This window comes from Komagataeibacter intermedius TF2, assembly GCF_000964425.1.
GTDB lineage: Bacteria > Pseudomonadota > Alphaproteobacteria > Acetobacterales > Acetobacteraceae > Komagataeibacter > Komagataeibacter intermedius.
In genome coordinates, this window is the sequence record NZ_BANF01000057.1 from 1 (window position 1) to 20,784 (window position 20,784).

Sequence of the window (20,784 nt, forward strand, 5' to 3'; positions counted from 1 at the left end):
GGTCAAATCTCGATGAAAATTTCCGCCCTACCCGGGTCAGTTCTCAGTGAAAATCAACACCCACGACTATTACTACCCTTCACTTACGCATTTCCCCTGTCCGAGCCTGAACACAGATGCGATCAGCGGTCCGCAGTGCAAGAGCCGTAATTGTCAGTGACGGATTGACACCACCCGTTGTTGGAAACACCGATCCGTCACAGATCCACAGATTGGGAATGTCCCAGCTTCGGCAATCCGCGTCGACCACGCTGGTTTCCCGATCGAACCCCATCCGCGCGGTGCCGGCCAGATGGTTGGTGTCATTCTCCTGCCGCCACAGGTCCCTTACCCCCACCAGTTCCAGGCTGCGTTGCATTTCCCCCAGCGCGTGCTGGATCATGGCCTTGTCATTATCGTGCCAGGAATAGGTCACCCGCGCGATGGGCAGGCCGTACCGGTCGGTCTCATCGGCCAGCGTGACCCGGTTATCTGGATGCGGCAGCATTTCCCCCACCATCTTCAGCCCGACCTGATGATTGTAATCCCCCATCTTTTCACGCAATGCCGCCCCCCACAGCCTGCGGGAAGCGGACATGGCAGCTGACCATTCAACCGGCAGCGGCCCCTGTGCCATCCAGCAGTAGCCGCCGTGGAAATCCTTCCTGTCGTTATAGTTCCAGTGCTCGGTAATGGTCAGGGAGGGCGGTCCCTTGTTCCACCGCACCATGTCATCCATCACGCCGTAGACCGCCTGATTGGACTGCGTCATCAGGTAGCGCCCCACCAGGCCGGAACTGTTGGCCAGCCCGTTGCGGAACCGATCGGTGGCGGAGTTGAGCAGCAGGCGTGGCGTCTCGATCGCATAACCTGCCACGATGACATTCCGGGCCGCCTGAAAATGCCATGCGCCATTGCGATGATAATGCACGCCACAGGCCCGGCCCGCCGCATCGACCGCAATGCGCCCGACCATTGCCAGATCGCGGATCTCCGCCCCCGCAGCAAGGGCGCGCGGGATGTAGGTGACAAGCTGGCTCTGCTTGGCATTGGTCGCACAACCAACCCGGCAGAAGCCACGGTACACGCATGAAGGTGAATCCCCCCGGGGGGCCGAAACTGTTGCCAGCGGTGTTTCCGACCATTGATAGCCCATGGCCTCCGCCCCCCGTGCCAGCACTTCCGCCGCCCCATTGATCTCATGTGCCCGGTAGGGATAGCGTGGGCGTTTTGGTCCCCATGGGTAGGAAACCGGCCCGGCAATGGCCAGATCGCGCTCTGCCCGGGCGTAGTAATGCCACATCTCACGCCAGTCGAGCGGCCAGTCCGCGCCGTAACCCAGCAGGGTACGCGACCTGAACCATTCCGGCCGGAAGCGGAGCGAGACCATGGCATAATGCACTGTTGATCCGCCAACCGCCCGCCCGCTGTTGTTGGCCCCCATTTTTAGCGGATTGGCACCATCCACCAGCCGTTCATCCATCCAGAACAGCTGACTCTGGCTGGTCTCATCGGATGCAAAATCCTCCAGTGGCCGGAAATAGGGTCCGGCATCGAAGCCGATGACCGAATATCCACGCTCCGCAAGGCGTGCGAGCAATGGTCCCCCGCCTGCCCCCGTACCGATCACCACGAAGTCCACGGTTTCACGCTGCGGGTATTCGCGCATCGGTACCCAGCCGCCGGAATGAAAGACATCCGGTGCACGGCCATGGGTGGCCCTTGGTGTGGTCAGGGGATTATCGTACACGCCTGTTCTCCCTGCCTGCGCGCGCTTCCTCCCCCGGTCCGGCTTCTACCGGTTCCCACGGGTCACGGCGGTTATTGCGCATACGTACGTAGCCGCGCGGACTGGCGGGACCGCCGAAACCGATTTCGTTCCAGCTTGTGGGATGGGCGTAATAGGCTGCGATGATGTCGCCCATTATGTGTTCGGAAAAGAACAGCGCCGCATCCAGGTCTCCCCATGCCGGCGCATTGATCCAGCCACCCTCCGCGCGCTGTAGCAGGTCATCCCGTTGTGCGGCGGTCAGGTGATGGAAAGCCGTGCCGTGAAGCTGCCGGGCCTCGGCCTCGAACGCCGCCAGTCCCTGCCGCCATGCCTCGCGCTGCGGTGGCAGGGCCGCGTTGCGGAACCCGTTGCGGGCATCAGCCTGCAACCTCTGGTCGATATAGGCGGCCAGCGGCACGGGCGGGCGGTTTTTCGGCTGGGGAATGATGCGATCACAGATTGCAACCAGCGTGTCCCACTCGATCCGTGAAAGGAAACGTGGTTCACGCGGCACGCCAAGGCGGGCATCCATGACCCTGCGGGTTGCCTCGTTCCACGATGGCGAATGTCTTTTGCCCAGCACGTCATAACCGGGATAGCGGTCGCGTTCAGTCATCGGGATGGTCCTCCAGCAGGCCAAGTGCTGCGAGCCCCGCAAGAGCCAGGCCGGTAAACGCCGGCGGGGCCGGGATTGGCGGTCCATTAAGGATATTCTGCTGCCAGTTGCGCCAGCCGCCCATGTCACGTCCCACGCCAATGGCATGGAAGGCGGTACCGGACAGACCAAGAATGGCCGTGGCACGCAGCCACCAGCGCGTGACGCGCCGCGTGATGCCCGCCGGGCCAAGCGCGCTCCGCCCCAGAACCAGGGCGGCGACAGGTGGCATGGTAACCGGCAGATACATGAACGGATCATGAAAACCGCCGCGAAAATGCAGCAGGGCCGCCTCGCCCACGGTTCCGGTTATGCCAAGGCCCGATACCACACCCACGACACGCCCGGCAGGCAGGCCCCATATCATGGGCGCCTGTCCGGGCGGGGTTTCACGCACCCGTTCCGACAGGTAACCAAGCAGACCGGAAAGCCCGATGGCCATGGGCGCGCCGAGGGGGGCGCCATAAAACAGGTTCTGCCACGAAAAGCCGCCCGCCTTCCTGCGCACGTTGAACAGGTGGAAACCGGTACCAACAAGACCGACAATGCCGGTCAGCGCATAGACCGTATCGCGCACCACGTGCGGTGTCTGGCGCGTATCCATCGTGCCATGCGCACTGACACCCAGCGCCATGGCGGCGGTCACCAGCGGCGTGAACATCGCCCTGTTCTGAAATTGCCCACGATAATGCTCCACCGCGCTGTCAAACAGGACAGAGGCCGCAAGGGTACCCGCCGCGCGGTTAAGGCGCCGCGCCGCACGATTGGCGGCAGCAGGATCAGGCACCGGTGCTTTTGCTGGTGAGCGCGTGGCAGGAGGCGGACGGGCATGTGAATGCAATGCCCCGAGCAGTGCCGCACCGGTCAGCGATCCAAGCAGTGTCAATGTGGTACGTGCCGCGCCACTCGGGCTGGTAGTATTGGCCATCTTCCCGCTCCCCTGTTAGTGGACCGCGAATGGCGCGGCATCAGCGTACCTGAATGTCAGGCCACAGCCGGGCTGCGTCAGATCCGGGGCAATCCGCCCATCGTGCGGGACCGGCGCGCCATCGAACAGGCGCTGTTCGATGCGCACATGATCATGAAACCATTCCAGATGCCGCAGGTTACGCACGGCACATAAGGCATGAAGATGCAGCGCTGGCGCGCAATGGGCCGAAAACGGGATGTGAAAGGCATCGGCCAGATCGGCTATGCGCAGCAGCCCGCTCACGCCCCCGCAGCGTGTGATGTCTGCCTGCAGCACATCCACAGCATGGCATGCCAATAGCTGCCGGGCCATATCGACATTGTAGATGTATTCACCTGCCGCCAGTTCCATTGGGGCGGGCAGATGGGCGCGTATGGCGGTGAGGCCTTCAATGTCATCGGACGAGACAGGCTCCTCGAACCAGCATACCCCCCAGGCTTCCATGGCCCTGCGGCCAGATGCGATGGCCGCCTTGACATCCATGGCGCCATTGGCATCCATGAACAGCGCGGCATCACCGATTGCACACCGTGCGATTTCAAGCCGGTGCGGGTCACGGGCCGGGTCGGTACCAACCTTGATCTTGACGGCACGGCATCCAGCGTCGTGCACCCACCGATGGAGTTGCTGTGCAAGCTGCTGGTCCGAATAAGTGGTGAACCCGCCACTGCCGTAAATCTCGATATGATCGCGCCGTGCCCCCAGCAGGGTTACCAGCGGCAGGTCCAGCAATTTTGCCTTCAGGTCCCATACCGCCGTATCGACAGCCGAGATTGCATTGGCCGTCATGCCTGCACGCCCCATATTGCGCACGGCTGCCTGAAGGGTGTCCCACAGTTTTGTCGGGGCAAACGGGTCGCTCCCCACAATCCGGTGCTTCAGCGTGGCTTCTATCAGGCGCGCGACCGCGGCATCGGAATAGGTATAGCCAAGGCCGGTACAGCCCCCCGCCGTAACGTGCACGACAATGACTGTCGTGGCCGACCATGTCATTGTGCCGTCGGCTTCCGGACTGTCGGTTGGGAGTGTAAAGGCCTGCGCCGTGACGCCATCGATCTGTAAACCCGGGCGCCTCACGATTTTCCTGCAGGCAGGAAGGACGCCAGCATTTCCTTTGCCGAACCCAGTATGACACTGGCCCGCTCTGGTTCCGTGGGTAGCGATGACAGGAAGGCCTTGGCCTGCTGCAGGGTGATATGCGGCGGCAGGGGCGGCACGTTAGGGTCGGTGCGGGCTTCAAGGATAACAGGGCGGTCGGCGCCTAGTGCCTCTTCCCACGCCGTGGCGACATCATCGGGGTCGTCCACATAGATGCCCTTCAGCCCCAGCAGTTCGGCATACCGATGATAGGGAAAATCAGGGATGGACTGGGTTGATTCCGTCTTGCCTTTGCCAAGCTGGATGCGCTCCTCCCATGTCACCTGATTGAGGTCCTGGTTATTCAGCACCAGGACGATCAGCCGGGGATTGGACCATTGCTTCCAGTATTTGGAAATCGTGATCATGACATTCAGGCCGTTCATCTGCATGGCCCCATCGCCCATGCAGGCAATGACCGTGCGTTCGGGATAGGCCATCTTGCCTGCCATGGCGTAAGGCGTCCCTGCACCCAGCGATGCAAGGCCACCCGACAGCGATGCTTTCATGCCTCGCCGTATTTTCAGGTCGCGCGCATACCAGTTGGCAACGGAGCCGGAATCAGCGGTGATGATGGCGTTTTCGGGCAGACGTGGCGAAAGTTCCCAGAACACGCGCTGCGGATTGAGCGGCCGGGCGCTGGTCATGGCACGGGCTTCCAGCACTTTCCACCACTGGGCCACTTCTTTTTCAATATGGGCGCGCCATGAGCGGTCACTATTGTGATGAAGCAACGGGATCAGGGCGCGTAATGTCGCGGCGCTATCGCCCTGCAGGTTGACCTCCATCGGGTAACGCAGGGACAGGTTGGCGCCATTGATGTCGATCTGTACCCCGCGTGCGTGACCAGGTTTTGGCAGGAATTCGCTGTAAGGGAACGATGACCCCACCATAAGGAACGTGTCGCATTCCTTCATCAGATCCCATGACGGCTTCGTGCCCAGTAGCCCGATCGAACCGGTGACGAAGGGCAGTTCATCGGGAACGGCAGCTTTTCCCAGCAGCGCCTTGGCAATCCCTGCCCCAAGGATTTCCGCGATCTGGAGCAACTGGTCCGTTGCCTCCAGCGCACCTGCGCCAGCAAGGATCGCAACCTTTTTGCCTGCATTGAGTATTTCGGCCGCGGCGCGCAGGCCTGCCTCCTCGGGCACCTTGCTGCCGACTGTCGTGCCAATGCCCGTATGGGTCGCACCATGGGCCATTGGTGGGTCGGCATAGGGCAGTTCCTGCAGATCGTTGGGCACGATCACGACCGTGGGCGCGCGCTTGTCGCGTGCGATCCGCACGGCCCGGTCCAGCGCATGGCGCATCTGCGATGGTTCGGTCACGGTGACAATGTATTCGCACGCCACGTCCTTGCACAGCGACTGCAGGTCCACTTCCTGCTGGTAATTCGTGCCAATCGCCGTGCGGGCCTGCTGGCCCATGATCGCCACCACACCGACATGGTCCAGCTTGGCATCATACAGCCCGTTCAGCAGGTGAATGGCACCGGGACCGGACGTTGCGAAACACAGCCCCACCTGCCCGGTAAACTTGGCATGGGCTGTCGCCATGAACGCCGCCATTTCCTCATGTCGCACCTGAACGTATTCAACGTTGCCTGCATCCACTTCGCGTTGCAGGGCCACGTCTATTCCGCCTGCCCCATCGCCCGGATAACCGTAGGCGCGTCTGAGGCCCCATTCCTGAAGGCGCTTCCATAAGAATTCGCTGACATTCATTTCGGGGGTCTCCTGTCGGATTCATCTGGCCAACGCCGAAAATTCGAAGGGGTTGCCTCTTTTTTCCGTTGGGTATGACGTAACCAGTCGCACGCAGGATGCGTACGACACCCCCGTATGATCGTCTGCAGACAGAATAGTTTTAAAGAAACAGTCAAAAGAATCGGTTGTTCATGCTGAATATGAACAATCGGTACCTGTCATGCGCAGGAATTATTATGTGAACAGAGTGTCTGACATCAGATATGAATGGCATGAGGCAACCGGAGACAGGTTCCCGCCCTCCCCTTCTTACCGACAGGAAGGATATGCCATCTCATATATATATCCGACCTCACGCAGCGGCATGCCGGTTTACGCTCATCCCGGCGATGCGCGTCAGTTTCTGGTCGGCGGATTTTTCTTCTTCAAGTGTGTGTTCCAGAACAGTCGCGCAGTCGGCACGGCCAAGCTGCCGGGCATAGGCGATGAGGCTTCCGTAACGGGTTATTTCATAATGCTCGACCGCCTGGGCTGCGGAGAGCATGGCAGCATCACGGACCTCGGGGTCATCGCAGTCGCTGATTATGTCCTTTGCCTCGGCGAGGATTCCATCCATTGCCTGACAGGTCACGCCCTTGACGGGCTGGCCATGCATCTGGAACACCTGCTCGAGCCTGCGGACATGTTCCTGCGTTTCCGTCAGGTGATGCTGGAACGCAGTCTTCAGTTCCGGTTCAGTGGCTTCTTCCGCCATCGTGGGCAGATTCTTGACGATCTGGTTTTCGGCATAATAGATGTCCTGAAGGGTATGCACGAACAGGTCATCGAGGGTCTTTATCGGTTTTGAAAACAGGCCCATTGATTTTCTCCATTCTCGAAAAGATGCCGCTCGCCTGATCGGCGCACAGTAGTCGATGCGTTGACCGGAGCATTCAGATTCCGGGTGACGGCAGCAGATTGCTGACGTCCCCGGTATTCAACACGATGTCAGGTGTTCTTGTGGCTCTGCTGGCCAGCTTTTACATGCTGTTCATGCGTGCCGCCCCGGGTGCCGGTGCCGTGTTCACCCTCGCTCTTCTCACCGTGCGATGTGCCGGTGTTCTTGTGGCTCTGTTCGCCAGCCTTGACATGCTGTTCATGTGTGCCGCCCCGGGTGCCGGTGCTGTGGGTACCCTCGTTTTTCTCACCTTGCGACGTGCCGGTGTTCTTGTGGCTCTGTTCGCCGGCCTTGACGTGCTGTTCATGGCTGCTGCCCTGATTTGCCATTTTTCCATTCCTTTTTTGCTGATAGGGAACGGTCACTTATTCTGACCGTCACATGACAAACCATCTGGCCCGAATGCGGTTTCAAAGATTCAGCAAAAAGTTTACTTTTTGAACTAAAACAAACGGAGTCGACTATATATAATATGTTTATATTATTATTTATAAATATTTAAATTAAATATTATTATGTAACTGAATATGAAAGCCGTGAGCATTCCAATACAGGCTGATATAAAGAACGCCTTCATGCGCAAGCCGTGGGATTACCTTTAACGGGTAGCACCGGTCTTTACCTGTGTGACACAAGCCTATACCCACGCTTGCCGGATAGGCCGCTCCAGGTGCGTTTGCAATATCATGACCGAAAAACTTTTGTACAACAGTTCCGGTATTTACCTGATGTATATTGATATGGGCTCATTCTCCCGACATCGAGAATAAAGAAACATCGGCCATGGTGATGGCCGCCAGCCAGACGCCGCGCCAGGGAAAATTTTAGCCATCCCTTTTCATGCATTAAGGCGCAACCGGCAGCCCCGTGATGCCTTAAACCCTGTAACGACCCAGACAAAACCAGATACCCCCGGAGCGATTTCCCATGACCCGTGAGTCTGTCGCCGTCCCGTGTCACCTCCAGATCAATGGCCAGGACTACTCTGCTGACCTGCCGCCATCCGTCACGTTACTTGATCTGCTACGTGAGCGGCTTGACCTGACCGGCACGAAAAAGGGGTGCGATCATGGCCAATGTGGTGCCTGCACCGTGCTGGTGGATGGAAAACGGGTCAAAAGCTGCCTCATCCTTGCTGTCTCGATCCCGGATGCCACGGTCACAACCATCGAGGGGATCGCTCAGGATGGTCGGTTACACCCGATGCAGCAGGCCTTCATTGATGCGGATGCCTTCCAGTGCGGTTACTGCACGCCGGGGCAGATCATGTCGGCCATCGCGCTGCTGGAGGAAAGCCATGTCCATTCCCGCGCGGAAATCCGCGAGTTCATGAGCGGCAATCTATGCCGCTGCGGCGCTTATAACGGGATCATCGACGCCATCGAACGGGTCGTGAGCCAGCAGCACCGTAACCAGGCGGGAGAGGCTGCATGAGAAGTTTTTCGTATTCCCGCCCCACCTCCTTCGAGGAAGCCTGCCGCAATGCCGGACACACGCGCTTCCTTGCAGGCGGAACGAACCTGATCGACCTCATGAAGTCGGATGTTGAACGCCCGGCCCATGTCATCGATATCAAATCCCTGCCGATGCACCATATCGCGGACCGGCCCGATGGCGGGCTCCATCTTGGCGCACTTGTAACCAATGCCGATACGGCGGCCCATCCCCTTGTGGTTGAACGGTACCCCCTGCTCGCCTCGGCCATCCTTGCCGGTGCCAGTCCACAGATCCGCAATATGGCCACCAATGGCGGCAACCTGAACCAGAGGACACGCTGCCACTACTTTTATGATCCCGCCATGGCGTGCAACAAGCGTTCGCCCGGCACGGGATGCGCCGCACGGGGCGGTCGCAACCGCATCATGGCCGTTCTGGGCACCAGTGATGCCTGTATCGCCACCTTCCCGTCCGACATGTGCATTGCCCTCGCTGCCCTCAACGCCACGATCAACCTGCACGGCCCGGATGGCGAACGCACGGTTGGCGTGCGTGACTACCACTGCCTGCCCGGTGATACGCCATGGCGCGACAATATCCTGCAACCGGGTGAAATCGTGACCGCCATCGACCTGCCGCCCGCACCGTTCGGTCCGCACCATACCTATCTCAAGGTGCGTGACCGGCTGTCCTTTGCGTTTGCCATCGTCTCGGTGGCCGTGGGCCTGTGCATGAAGGACGGTCGGATCGAACGCGGCAGCATCGCGCTGGGTGGCATGGGTACGAAGCCGTGGTGCGTGCCCCACGCCGAGGCGCTGCTTGAGGACCAGTTACCGTCGCATTCGCTTTTCCGCGATGTTGCCGAGCGGTTGCTGCACGGGGCCGTGGCGGACCGTGACAACACCGCCAAGATCCGGCTCGCACCGCGCGTGATCGAACGTGCGTTGTGGCAGGCCGCAATCGGCACGCCGCAATCCCAGACCGACAAGGCCATTCGCTGAAGGATACGTAGCCATGAACGTCATATCCACGCATATCGGGCAGCCTGTTTCGCGGATCGATGGTGTTGCGAAAGTCACCGGTCAGGCGAAATATGCTGCCGAGGCCCACCCGCCGGGCATGCTGTATGGCGTCGTTGTCAACAGCCCCATCGCACGCGGACGGATTGAAACCATTCACGACGCCGAGGCGCGACAGGTTCCCGGCGTGATCGAAGTCATGACCCACCTCAACCGTCCCCATGCCGCATTGTTCGAAAAATCGTACATGGACGGCCTGGGCGTACCTGGTGTGCCCTACAGGCCGCTGCATGACGGTGAAATCCACTTCAACGGGCAGCCCGTTGCCGTCGTCCTTGCCGAAACATTCGAGGCCGCACGTGAAGCGGCCATGGTGGTCCGGGTCGATTATGAACGATGGCCGCACAATGCGGATTTCGAAGTCGCGCTGCATCAGAAATACATGCCATCCAAAACACGTAGCAATTACGTGCCGCCCAAACCCCGCGGCGACGCTGCCGCAGCCTATGCGCTGAGTGCGGTAAAAATCGAGGGTCGCTATCATCTGGCCCCCGAACACCACAACCCGATGGAAATGCACGCCACGACCGCCATCGTGGAAGATGACGGCACGTTCACGGTCTGGGACAAGACACAGGGTCCGCAGGCGGTACAGGCCTATCTGGCAAGCGCCCTTTCCCTGTCAAAAGATCAGGTGCGTGTGCGTAATCCTTATGTAGGCGGCGCATTCGGTTCGGGCCTGCGGGCGGTGTACAACGTCTTCCTTGCCACGCTGACGGCAGAAATGCTGAAACGAGCAGTGCGCGTGACCCTGACGCGATCGCAGATGTTCACTCACGCCTTCCGCCCCGAAGCCGTCATGGATATTGCCCTTGGCGCCAGCCGGGACGGCACCCTGCAGTCCATGATTGTCAAAGGCGTGACCGATACGTCGCGCTTCGAGCATAATATAGAAAATATCGTGATCTGGGGGCTGATCAATTACAAATGCCCGAACGCCACGGCTGATTACAAGGTCGCACCGCGTGACACCTATACGTCCAGCGACATGCGCGCACCGGGGGCTGCAACCGGCGTCAACCTGCTGGAAATGGCTATTGATGAGATGGCCTATGCCTGCAGCATGGACCCGCTGGCATTCCGTCTGCACAATTATTCCGATATTGACGCCATGCATGACATGCCCCTGACCAGCAAGGCGCTGCGGGACGCAATGGCCCAGGGCGCGCAGCATTTTGGCTGGCATGACCGTTCCATGATGCCCGGCAGCATGCGTGATGGCAGGGAACTGATCGGCTGGGGCATGGCAACGGGCATATGGGATGCCATGTTCTCCCCTACTTCTGCCCGCGCCCGACTGGGTCAGGATGGACGCCTGCATATTGCCACGGCGGCTTCCGATATTGGCACCGGGACCTATACCATCCTGGCGCAGACTGCGGCCGAGGCGTTCGGCATGCCGCTTGACCGGATTGATGTCGAACTGGGGGATTCCACCCTGCCGGAATGCCCGACAGAGGGCGGATCATGGACGGCGGCCTCCGCCGGGGCGGCTGTATGGCTTGCATGTCTCAGCCTGCGCAGGAAACTGATCGACATGCTCGCCAGAAGTGAAAATGCCCCGCCATGGGTAAAGCAGGACACCGTGACGCTGGAAGGCGGCATTCTACATGACATGACTGAAAACGGGCCGGTCAGTCTCTCCCTGCCTGATGCCCTGTCCCTTGCAGGCTACGACGCGCTTGAAGCTGAAGAAACCGCGAAACCGGGACTGCGGGGAAAAATCAGCCAGATGCGCAAGGCGCGTTTCACGCACAGCGCGGTGTTCTGCGAGGTGCGCGTGGACCCGGAACTGGACACCGTACGCGTGACCCGTCTGCTCAATGCCGTTGCCGCCGGGCGGATCATGAACCCGAAAACAGCCGCAAGCCAGATACGTGGTGCCATGGTGATGGCGACCGGCATGGCGCTGCATGAAGAATCCCTGATGGATGAGCGCGTCGGCCGTTTCATGAACCACAATTTTGCCGAATATCACATCCCCGCCCATGCCGATATTCCGGACATGGACGTGCTGTTCGTGAATGAACACGATGATGAAGTCAGTCCCCTTGGCGTCAAGGGTATTGGGGAAATCGGCATGTGCGGGACGGCGGCCGCCATTGCCAACGCCATTTTCCATGCGACCGGCAGGCGGTACCGCAATCTGCCCATCATGCCGGGTGCCTGAACCTGCAAGGCGGATGAAGGAGACGTTGGGATGAGTCTGGAACGCTTTCTGCACGGTGGCCGCTGGCTTCACGTCTGTGTAGATATGCAGAACATGTTTCGTGAAAAAACACCGTGGCATGCGCCCTGGATGGCCCGCGTCTTGCCAAATGTGGTCTCCATTGCACGGCGGTATAGGGACAGGACCATTTTTACGCGCTTCATTCCCCCGCTGCGTGCTGATGAAGCGCCGGGGGCGTGGCGGGAATATTATGAGCACTGGCACCAGATGACGCGTGCTGAACTTGATCCCCGCATACTTGAACTTGTGCCGGAACTATCGGTGTTTTCGTCACCTGATACCGTATTTGACAAAAACAGTTATTCCGCGTGGCGCTCACCAGCGTTCCGGGAGCATATCAGGCGCCATGATCCGACGGCCATCATACTGACGGGTGGCGAGACGGATCTCTGCGTCCTGTTTACCGCGCTGGAAGCCATTGACCGGGGCTACAGGACCGTTGTCGTGTCAGATGCCGTTTACAGTTCGGTGGATGAGACCCATGATTCGACCATCGATTTCTATGCCAGAAGGTTTACCAACCAGCTTCTGATCGTATCAACGCAGGAACTTGACCGTACGACAGCCGGAAATGGTGGATAAGACGGACCGGCATCATGACATCCATAAACGTCGTGCTGATACGCCACGCGGAAAAACCGGATGGACGCCGTCATGAAACCGGAATTGATGGTTACGGGCGGGACGATCCCCATTCATTAAGTCGGCGCGGCTGGCAGCGGGCGAAGGAACTGCCCGTCTTTTTCACGGTTGTGGGGACCACATCTCCACTTCTGCCGATCCCTGATCGTATTTTTGCGTCCGCCTTCCGTCCCGGTGGCGGCCATAGCCGACGGCCCGAACAGACGGTCCAGCCCCTATCGGAAACGCTGCATTGCCCTGTCGACCTGCGCTGGTCGCTGCATCAGGAACGCGAACTGGGGGCCGTTCTGGCCAGTCTGGAGGGCACGTCACTGGTCTGCTGGCAGCATCAGGGCCTCGCGGCACTGGCAAAAGCCATCGTTGCGCCGCAGTCGCTGCCCGCGCTGCAGGAATGGCCCGCGGATTGTTATGATGGGATATGGTGGCTACATCGCGACAGTCCGGGCGAGTGGTGGCGCATGGCGTCGTATCGCATGATCGGAATTGAAGGATTTCTGGCTATAGTCCGATAAAACCGACCGGTTTCCATTGCACGGCCTGCACGCCGGGGTGCCGCGCCAGTTGCAATAGGAAGGCTGGGGGCCCCACATCACGCCGCCGTCCCCGCCATCGCAGATCGAAATGCATTTCCGCCTTTTCGCCCTGTTCGGAATAGGCGATGGACTGTCCGGCAATCTGGATGGACACGGCCATACACTGGCGCGCCAGATCGCAGATTGCCGGGTTCTGCGTATCCGCAATTACAACAAGTGCCGCACGGTGGTCCTCACGCAAGGCCCGTTCAGCGAAATTCAGTCCCCACAACACGGCAAAGCCGAGGACGGTGCCAGCAATACCCAGTCCCATCTGCCCACCACCAAAGCACAGGCCAAGGACCGTGACGATCCACAATGTCGCCGCCGTGGTCACGCCCAGGACCATATTTTCACGCCGCAGGATCGCACCCCCACCGATAAATCCCATGCCCGACAGAATACCAAGCGGAAGCCGCATCAGGTCGAGTGTCACGAATGAATCCGCAGCCTTACCCACCGTGCCCAGAAGCCAGTTCGTCTGTAGCATGGCCAGACATGCCGCCAGGCAGACCAGCGTGGTCGTGCGCAGACCGGCCGGACGTCCGTGCTCATCACGATTGAGGCCAAAGACCATCCCTGCCACCAGCGCTGCAACAAGCCGCAGCGTGATATCGCCCCAATCTAACGTTTCCGTCATTCTTGACATGGCTCCTGTCAGGAGAGGCACTTGAGCCCCGTTTGACATTCAAAGAAGAGTATTTAGTCACAGCATGATGTCTGTTAATATATAAATTGTGGCTTCTATCATGTCGACCTGCGGTTCATGATCCTTTGGGAAACGAGGCACTGGCACATTCAGTTGAATGTCCGTTCCACGCAAATCGACACGTTCTAGTCATGTCTGCAATGTGGATAGTCCTCCTGCTACAAATATGTCTGGGATGAGGCGTATTCTGACGGCAGTTTCTGCTTCACGAACAGCGTATTCGCTTGATGGGGTAATGATCCATTTGTCCGTCTTCCGAAAAGAATGTAGCGTGTTCAGCTTGCACCTGCGCCATCAGGAGATGGTCAAACGGATCACGATGATGCAGAGGCAAAGACATAAGGATTTGCAGATGTTCGGGCTGTATTTGCAGTAGAGAGAAACCTTCCTCAGGAATGGCTGCCAGAATGTCGTTCATATCCGCATCCAGTTTTCCAATACGGATTTTGATCGCAATCTCCCATAATGACACGATACTCACCAGAATATCATGAGCCGGATCTGCAATGATCTCTCGTGCGTTCTCACCCAGCCGGTCGGAGTCCGAAAGCCACCAGAGCAACGCATGCGTATCGAGCAGAACCTTCACAGGTCACGTTCCATGCTTTCAAGAATGTCCGATGGTGTCTCATCAAAATCTTCGCTCATTCTGATCCGCCCGCGCAATGCGCCTGGTTGACGACGGGGGCGATAGGAAGGAGCCGGCGGACGCAGTTCAGCGACAACCTGGTCGTGAGACGTCACGAGGATCGTGCTACCCTGTCTGACCTGACGCAGATAAGCTGTCAGGTTTCCCCGGAACTCCCGAACACCGATTTTCTGTGGGGATGGTGCGTTATCTGGAAAATGCTCGCTCATGGTCTCCTCCTTATGTGTCATCATAACATGTACACATGGGGAGGAGGTAGAGAATTCCTGAGGCATATTCGATTTCAGAGATCAGTGGCTTCCGACAGAGCCAGAGCGTCCTCGACATCCACCCCAAGATCTCGAACCGTACTATCCAGTTTTGAATGAAGTTGGCAACACCGGGCAGGTTGGCGATTATGTCTTTAAATAACGTGCCCTGTGCAGTTCTTCCTTCAGCTTGTCCATGAGCTGACCCACTGGCATAGCCCGAGCCAGTGGAGCCCCTTGTCCGGCCCAATAAGCACCAAAACCACTTTCACCACAGTTTCTGGCGGCCTTGTTGAGTGTTTTCCCCGCATCATAGGCAATGGGGTAATCGGGAACCGGTGGAATGCCGACACTGTCACTCAGGCTCGTAAACCGGTTTGAAAGACAGCGCGCAGGCCGTCCTGAAACGAGATCGGTCATGCGTGTATGAAACGCGGCTGGTCCCGCCAGAGCCTTTCGGTACGCTTCGTCCGCGTCCGTTTCCGGGCAGAGAATAAAGGCCGTGCCCATCTGTGCGGCGACGGCTCCCAGGGCAAGGGCAGCCGCCATGCCTGCTCCATCCATGATACCGCCAGCAGCAATCACCGGAATGCGGCATTTGCGCACAAGAAGGCGGGTCAGGGCGAATGTTCCCAAAGCATCGTCGTGACCCGCCGGATCGAAAATGCCACGATGGCCGCCTGCCTCGATCCCTTGCGCTACAATCGCATTCATCCCTGCGGTTTCGGCGGCGCGGGCTTCCTCCAGGCTGGTGACTGTTACCAGCAAAACAGCACCTGTCGCCTTCAGGGCCGAAATCTTCTCAGGCGAAGGAAGCCCGAAATGGAAACTGATGACCGGTGGCTTCATATGCACAAGCATGTCGAGCATGTCCGGATCATCATTGAAGCTTCGGTATATGGAATGCAGGCTGCCTGGCGGGACTGCATTGAACTCGGCAAACAGCGGTTTCAGCCATGTCAGCCAGGCCCTGTCACGGGCCTGGTCGATTTCCGGTGCCTTATGCGCGAACAGATTGACGTTGAAGGGGGCCGCCGTCTGCTCGCGTATCTGACAGATCATTTTATGCGCGACTGAAACACCAGCGGCCCCTACTCCGATTGAACCAAGTGCCCCGGCCTGGGATACAGCGGCGGCAAGGGCTGGAGTGGAGACACCTGTCATCGGTGCCTGTACCAATGGAATTGTCAGGCCGAGCTGTTCAGGCCAGTTCATCATCGTTTCCCATCGCGCAAACCGGTTTTTTTCTTGCCCTGATGGTAGTTCATCTCGTTGGATATGGCGTTCAAAACCATATCATCACGCTTTTTCCTCAGCGCGGTCTCATCCTCACGGGCGACGAAGTTATGGTCCAGCCGGTCATACTACGCGTATACGCGTTCACTGCGTAAAAAGAGGCGGCACCCTGCAGGACGGGACGGACAGGATCCATCACCCGAACGACACAGAAAAGCGCATTAGAATATTGAAATTTTCAAGTACAGGATAAAGTTCCTCCCCTCATCCCGCACGCAGAGTGAAACGGGTGATCTCGGATGGCCTGCCCAGCCGGAGCGCAAAGCCCGGCCACAGCCCGGTGCCATTGCTGACGTAAAGCGTCATGCCCCCCACATCATAGCGTCCGGAGACAAACCCGTTATTGCCGCGCGCAACGAGGCGGTCGAGGCCAACAATCATCCCGCCATGCGTATGCCCTGACAGTTGCAGGGCCACGCCGCTTACGACAGCTTCACGCGCGTCCCCGGGCTGGTGATCGAGCAGCACGACCGGGGCACCGGCAGGAATCCCTGCAAGGGCGGCAGCCAGATCGGGGGCAGCCTGCCCATGCGCGGGTGCTGACCGGTCGGTAACCCCGGCAATGACCAGTCCGGTCCCTCCCCTTGTAATGACCACATGGCGGTTCAGCAGCATGTGAAAGCCCAGTTCCGACAGGTGTTGCATCCAGTCGCCATAATCGAAGAAATATTCATGGTTTCCCGGGATCGCCAGCACACCATCCGGCGCATATAGCCCCGCAAGCGGTGCCACGTCAGCACGGCGCATGGCCACCGAGCCGTCAATGAAATCGCCCGTCACGACAATCATGTCCGCACCGGCCGCGTTGGTGCGCTCGACAACCGCCCTTGCCCATCGGGCGGGGAACAGCCGGCTGATATGCATGTCGGTCAATTGGACCAGCCGATAGCCGTCAAATGCTGGCGACAGGCCGGGAACGGTCACACTCACATCCCTGACCGGGGGCACCCGCAGCGCATTGGCAACGCCGATTGCAGAAAGCATCCCGGCAAGACCACCCACGGCCGCCCGCGCGGCGACCGGGATTCGCACCGGCTGCCACGTTACCAGCGCAACCAGCAGCGCACCAATATCAAGTGCAATCTGGAACAGCATGAGAAACGCGATCGCCCCGAATGCCCAGTTAAACAGGATAATGACAGGCCGGGGAAATTCCGGGGCAAAGATGGAACCCGAGGAAAGCCGGGACCAGTAGTGGTAAAGTGCGGCCACGACCACCAGTGCCGCAGCAACCCCTTTCAGCCCCAGCGGAAGCGGCAACGGCCAGAGCCAGTTCAGGATCACGACAAGAAGGGGCAGGCCGAAAACAACAAGGCGCATTCAATATCCTCGCACGGAAGCGCAGGGAGACATCTGTCATCCCCCTGCGCGCCCGGGCCATCCATATCAGTAAAATGTCAGTCGGGGTGTCAGGTCCGCCCATTATGCCACAAACAGGGCTACGGGTGACTCAGGAGAATTTCTCCCCGACCATGTCCTCGCTCTTTGTCCATAATGCTTCGGCATGCGCGGGATCAACCGCGTAGGCCCGCACGCCAGCACTGACCAGGCTGATCGGCTGGTCATCGGGCACGACCGGGCTTACGTGGCAGTCTTCGCAGTAATGGCCGCCGACGGCATCAGCCGCCCCCACCACGCCTGCCCAGACTGCCGTAGCCGCCCCCTGTGGAATGGTCTTGAACTGGAACGGCGGTTTGCCTTCAGCCGCAGCCTGTTCATTGATCCGCGTCACCATCGCCTCAATGCCGCCTGCTGGCATGTAACGCGTCAGTTCGGTCAGGATCCCACCCGGATGCACCGCTGTTGCGCGCACGCCGCGCGCACGGTGCCGTACGTCAAAGGCCACGGCAAACAGGATGTTGGCGGTCTTGGAACGCCCGTAGGCGATGAATGGTTCGTATGGCGTATGCTCGAAATTCGGGTCGTTCAGGTCAACGTCTGCAAAGCGATGCCCGGCCGAGGATACGTTGACCAGTCGGGCGCCGGTGCGCATCAGCCCCGCAATGCGGTTGACGAGGACGAAGTGTCCCAGATGGTTGGTGCCAAACTGCGTCTCGAACCCGTCCTTTGTATGGCCGAATGGCGTGGCCATCACGCCTGCATTGGCAATGACCAGATCGAAGGGCAGACCGGCCGCGTTCAACTGATCGGCGCAGGCGCGGACACTGCCCAGATCCGCAAGGTCCAGGGCGACCAGTTCGAAGCTTCCGCCCCCACGCGCCGCATCCGCGCGGGCCTGCGTGGTGGCCTGTTCTGCTTTTTCCAGATTGCGTGCGGCACCCACCACATGGGCGCCATGTGCGGCAAGGGCGCGCGCAGTTTCAACGCCCAGACCAGCGGAAACGCCGGTTACAAGCACGCGTTTGCCCCTCAGCGATACGCCGGAGAGGACATCGTCCGTTGTCGAGCTTGCGCCAAAAATCTGTGTCATGGGGAAACTCCCTGAAAGGATGCATCCATTTTTTGCCGAAATGGCCTGCGGGATGTTATATGGAGCATGGCTCCGCTTGATATATGCGGAGGATTGCTCCGTTTAACAAGAGGGAAACCGGTGACCGACGAAAAAAAGCCACGCCGCCGCCCGCGCAGCGATGGGCAGCGCAACAGGGAAAACCTGCTGAACGTGGCCAAAGCCGCCTTTACGGCGGGGGAAACCGATATTCCGCTGGATGAGGTCGCCCGGCGTGCGGGCGTGGGGATCGGCACGCTTTACCGCCATTTTCCCAATCGCGATGCGCTGATCGAGGCGGTCTATCGCGCTGAACTCGACCGCCTTGCCGATGCGGCACCGGTCCTTGCAGCCCAGCATTCGCCCGTGGAGGCGCTGCGGGCGTGGATGCGGCTGTTTGTTGACTATATTGCCGCCAAGCTGGTGATCGCCCCCGCTCTCAACGGGCTGGCGGGCGGCACGGGCACGCTCTACGCCCAGTCCGGCATGGTCCTGCAGGGTGCGATCGAGAAGCTTGTGGCGGCTGCCGTTGCGAGTGGAGATTTCAACGCGGAAATCGAACCGGTTGACCTGCTTCGCGCCCTGGCGGGTGTTTCGAACTACGCCGCTGGCCCCGGCTGGGAGACCAGTGCGAAGCGCCTTGTCGATATTCTCATCGCCGGGTCACGGGCGTCGGCATCGTAATTGCGCGGGGCGCAGAAGCCAGCCTGACAGTTGTATCGGGTATATTCCTGAAAGGGCCCTCACCCGCGTGATGGATCTGTCTGAGCCGCCGTTCCTTGCAGACACGTCCGGTTTCCTGTAATGCCCGGCTTCCGCGAAAAACGACTGTCCGTGCCCACTTTCAGGCTCCAAGGCTGTCGCACATACGTCCTTCATGCCGTGGCATGATCGGCCAGCGTCTCCGAAAAACATAGCCCGCATTAGCCGATGCCGATGCGACACATGGAGCGCGATCATGCGACGGACCATTGCGATCATCGGGGCTGGCCTCGGTGGCCTGACCCTTGCCCGTATCCTGCACCTGCATGGGATCAAGGCCACGGTCTACGAGGCCGAGATATCACCCGCCGCCAGAAAACAGGGCGGCCTGTTTGATATCCACGAACATAACGGCCAGCGCGCGCTGAAGGCAGCTGGCCTGCATGACGCTTTCCGCCGCCTTGTCCGTCCCGGCGAGGATGCGAAGCGCGTTGTGGACAAGAACGGGACCATCCTGTTTGACCGGGCAGGACAGACCCGATCCCCGCGCCCCGAAGTTGACCGGGGCGAACTGCGCCGCATGCTGATCGCTTCCCTGCCTCCTGTCACGATCCGCTGGGGCCATAAGGTCATGTCTGTATCGTCAGTTGCCAATGGGCGACATGAGATCGTTTTTGCCAATAGCACCAGAACCACAGCGGATCTGCTTGTCGGTGCTGATGGTGCCTGGTCGAAAGTCCGGGCGCTTCTTACCCCTGCCCGGCCCGTTTATTCAGGCACCTGCTTTATCGAGATCGCATGTCCTGTGGCCGACGCGCATAGTGCGATAATCGGCACGGGCACCCTGATGGCGGTGGCGCCGGGCAAGGGCATCATCGTGCATCGCAATGCCGATGGAAGTGTGGCGGGATATGTGGCACTGAACCGGCCAGAAACATGGCTCAGCTCCATTGATTTTAGTAATATCCGCACGGGATTAAGTATTATCGCACGGCAGTTTGCGGGCTGGGCACCGCACCTGACACGCTTCATTACCGACAGTACTGCCGATCCAGCGATCCGCCTGATCCATACCCTGCCGCCCGGACTGCGGTGGCCGCACCGACCCGGCGTGACCCTGATCGGCGATGCCGCACATCTCATGTCTCCGTTCGCGGGTGAAGGGGCCAACCTTGCCCTGTATGACGGCGTGGAACTCGGCCAATCGCTCATCGCCCGCCCCGATGACATGAACGCGGCTGTGGCGGCCTATGAGACGGTGCTTTTTCCCCGAAGCCACGAAATGGCGCGCTGGTCCGCGCAGAATCTGGCCCTGTTTTTTGGACCGGATGCACCCGCCAGCGTGGTCGATCTGTTTGACCAGTTCGCGTGAATGATACGTTCCTCCTGAGGACAGGCAGATGCTTCTGAAACACTACAGATCCGGCGGGCATGACAACAGGTGATACCGGTCAGGCATCGTTCCGTGCAACCCAGACGTTACCATCCTTGACGTATTTACGCTTCACTGCCGCCCATGCGACGCGATTGGCAGCTTCCTCGGGGTCTTCACCTTTTGCGCCATATTCGGTCTGTCAATCGGCACTCAAAAATAACCCCTGATCGGCATGCAATAT

The 20,784-nt window shown here is 59.5% G+C and carries 20 protein-coding genes and 1 pseudogene; 7 read left to right on the top strand and 14 right to left on the bottom strand.

Translation table 11 applies throughout. The features are described from left to right. Positions 1-79 precede the first annotated feature (79 nt). The 7 genes from B7449_RS09555 to B7449_RS09585 all read right to left on the bottom strand — a co-directional run bounded on the left by B7449_RS09555 (position 80) and on the right by B7449_RS09585 (position 7,484). Positions 80-1,729: a GMC family oxidoreductase gene (locus B7449_RS09555; protein ID WP_039736179.1), complete on the bottom strand. Its 1,650-nt coding sequence runs from the start codon at positions 1,727-1,729 to the stop codon at positions 80-82. Further along, the gene (locus B7449_RS09560; RefSeq protein WP_039736180.1) at positions 1,719-2,366 is read right to left on the bottom strand and encodes a gluconate 2-dehydrogenase subunit 3 family protein; all 648 of its coding nucleotides are present in this window, start codon (positions 2,364-2,366) and stop codon (positions 1,719-1,721) included. The genes B7449_RS09555 and B7449_RS09560 overlap by 11 nt, the downstream gene beginning before the upstream one ends. Beyond that, positions 2,359-3,333 carry a hypothetical protein gene (locus B7449_RS09565; protein WP_039736181.1) on the bottom strand — a complete coding sequence of 325 codons (975 nt, stop codon included), beginning with the start codon at positions 3,331-3,333 and terminating at the stop codon, positions 2,359-2,361. The genes B7449_RS09560 and B7449_RS09565 overlap by 8 nt, the downstream gene beginning before the upstream one ends. A gap of 15 nt (positions 3,334-3,348) precedes the next feature. Further along, positions 3,349-4,452, bottom strand: coding sequence for an enolase C-terminal domain-like protein (locus B7449_RS09570; RefSeq protein ID WP_025440066.1), 1,104 nt, complete (start codon positions 4,450-4,452; stop codon positions 3,349-3,351). Then, positions 4,449-6,236, bottom strand: coding sequence for a thiamine pyrophosphate-requiring protein (locus tag B7449_RS09575; RefSeq protein WP_039736182.1), 1,788 nt, complete (start codon positions 6,234-6,236; stop codon positions 4,449-4,451). Before B7449_RS09575 ends, B7449_RS09570 begins: the two co-directional genes overlap by 4 nt. Before the next feature lie 334 nt (positions 6,237-6,570). Beyond that, a complete protein-coding gene (locus tag B7449_RS09580; RefSeq protein ID WP_019091888.1) occupies positions 6,571-7,077 on the bottom strand; it encodes a YciE/YciF ferroxidase family protein in 507 nt (168 codons plus the stop codon). Positions 7,078-7,205: 128 nt separating this feature from the next. Then, positions 7,206-7,484: a hypothetical protein gene (locus tag B7449_RS09585; protein WP_019091889.1), complete on the bottom strand. Its 279-nt coding sequence runs from the start codon at positions 7,482-7,484 to the stop codon at positions 7,206-7,208. Positions 7,485-8,082: 598 nt separating this feature from the next. Between B7449_RS09585 and B7449_RS09590 the strand changes: the two genes are divergently transcribed. From B7449_RS09590 to B7449_RS09610, 5 genes are read left to right on the top strand one after another with little or no spacing between them, the layout of a single operon-like run. Beyond that, positions 8,083-8,589 (top strand): (2Fe-2S)-binding protein, encoded by a 507-nt coding sequence (locus B7449_RS09590; protein WP_039736183.1) that lies wholly within the window; start codon positions 8,083-8,085, stop codon positions 8,587-8,589. Continuing rightward, a complete protein-coding gene (locus B7449_RS09595; protein ID WP_039736184.1) occupies positions 8,586-9,593 on the top strand; it encodes an FAD binding domain-containing protein in 1,008 nt (335 codons plus the stop codon). Before B7449_RS09590 ends, B7449_RS09595 begins: the two co-directional genes overlap by 4 nt. Positions 9,594-9,606: 13 nt before the next feature. Further along, positions 9,607-11,841: a xanthine dehydrogenase family protein molybdopterin-binding subunit gene (locus B7449_RS09600; protein WP_039736185.1), complete on the top strand. Its 2,235-nt coding sequence runs from the start codon at positions 9,607-9,609 to the stop codon at positions 11,839-11,841. 30 nt (positions 11,842-11,871) lie between these two features. Beyond that, positions 11,872-12,483 carry a cysteine hydrolase family protein gene (locus B7449_RS09605; RefSeq protein WP_039736186.1) on the top strand — a complete coding sequence of 204 codons (612 nt, stop codon included), beginning with the start codon at positions 11,872-11,874 and terminating at the stop codon, positions 12,481-12,483. 14 nt (positions 12,484-12,497) lie between these two features. After that, positions 12,498-13,055 (top strand): hypothetical protein, encoded by a 558-nt coding sequence (locus tag B7449_RS09610; protein ID WP_025440073.1) that lies wholly within the window; start codon positions 12,498-12,500, stop codon positions 13,053-13,055. Here the strand turns inward: B7449_RS09610 and B7449_RS09615 are convergent. The 6 genes from B7449_RS09615 to B7449_RS09640 all read right to left on the bottom strand — a co-directional run bounded on the left by B7449_RS09615 (position 13,042) and on the right by B7449_RS09640 (position 18,448). After that, on the bottom strand, positions 13,042-13,755 hold the full coding sequence (locus B7449_RS09615; protein ID WP_025440074.1) for an MgtC/SapB family protein: 714 nt from the start codon (positions 13,753-13,755) through the stop codon (positions 13,042-13,044). The genes B7449_RS09610 and B7449_RS09615 overlap by 14 nt on opposite strands. Positions 13,756-14,029: 274 nt before the next feature. Continuing rightward, positions 14,030-14,413 carry a type II toxin-antitoxin system VapC family toxin gene (locus B7449_RS09620; protein WP_025440075.1) on the bottom strand — a complete coding sequence of 128 codons (384 nt, stop codon included), beginning with the start codon at positions 14,411-14,413 and terminating at the stop codon, positions 14,030-14,032. Beyond that, positions 14,410-14,748, bottom strand: coding sequence for a type II toxin-antitoxin system Phd/YefM family antitoxin (locus tag B7449_RS09625; protein WP_025440076.1), 339 nt, complete (start codon positions 14,746-14,748; stop codon positions 14,410-14,412). The genes B7449_RS09620 and B7449_RS09625 overlap by 4 nt, the downstream gene beginning before the upstream one ends. Positions 14,749-14,868: 120 nt before the next feature. Next, positions 14,869-15,939 (bottom strand): NAD(P)H-dependent flavin oxidoreductase, encoded by a 1,071-nt coding sequence (locus B7449_RS09630; protein ID WP_235721266.1) that lies wholly within the window; start codon positions 15,937-15,939, stop codon positions 14,869-14,871. A 282-nt stretch (positions 15,940-16,221) separates the two neighbouring features. Continuing rightward, positions 16,222-17,337, bottom strand: a complete 1,116-nt coding sequence (locus B7449_RS09635; RefSeq protein WP_025440078.1) for a metallophosphoesterase — start codon at positions 17,335-17,337, stop codon at positions 16,222-16,224. A 130-nt stretch (positions 17,338-17,467) separates the two neighbouring features. Beyond that, positions 17,468-18,448, bottom strand: coding sequence for an SDR family NAD(P)-dependent oxidoreductase (locus B7449_RS09640; protein ID WP_039733136.1), 981 nt, complete (start codon positions 18,446-18,448; stop codon positions 17,468-17,470). A 120-nt stretch (positions 18,449-18,568) separates the two neighbouring features. On the opposite strand from B7449_RS09640, the gene B7449_RS09645 reads away from it, so the two are divergent. Next, positions 18,569-19,150, top strand: a complete 582-nt coding sequence (locus B7449_RS09645; RefSeq protein WP_025440080.1) for a TetR/AcrR family transcriptional regulator — start codon at positions 18,569-18,571, stop codon at positions 19,148-19,150. Between the two features lie 274 nt (positions 19,151-19,424). Continuing rightward, complete coding sequence (locus tag B7449_RS09650; protein ID WP_025440081.1) at positions 19,425-20,540, top strand: FAD-dependent oxidoreductase; 1,116 nt, start codon at positions 19,425-19,427, stop codon at positions 20,538-20,540. A gap of 79 nt (positions 20,541-20,619) precedes the next feature. Here the strand turns inward: B7449_RS09650 and B7449_RS22825 are convergent. Beyond that, positions 20,620-20,724, bottom strand: a pseudogene (locus B7449_RS22825) (ChaB family protein); the annotation flags it as partial. Between the last annotated feature and the right edge of the window lie 60 nt (positions 20,725-20,784).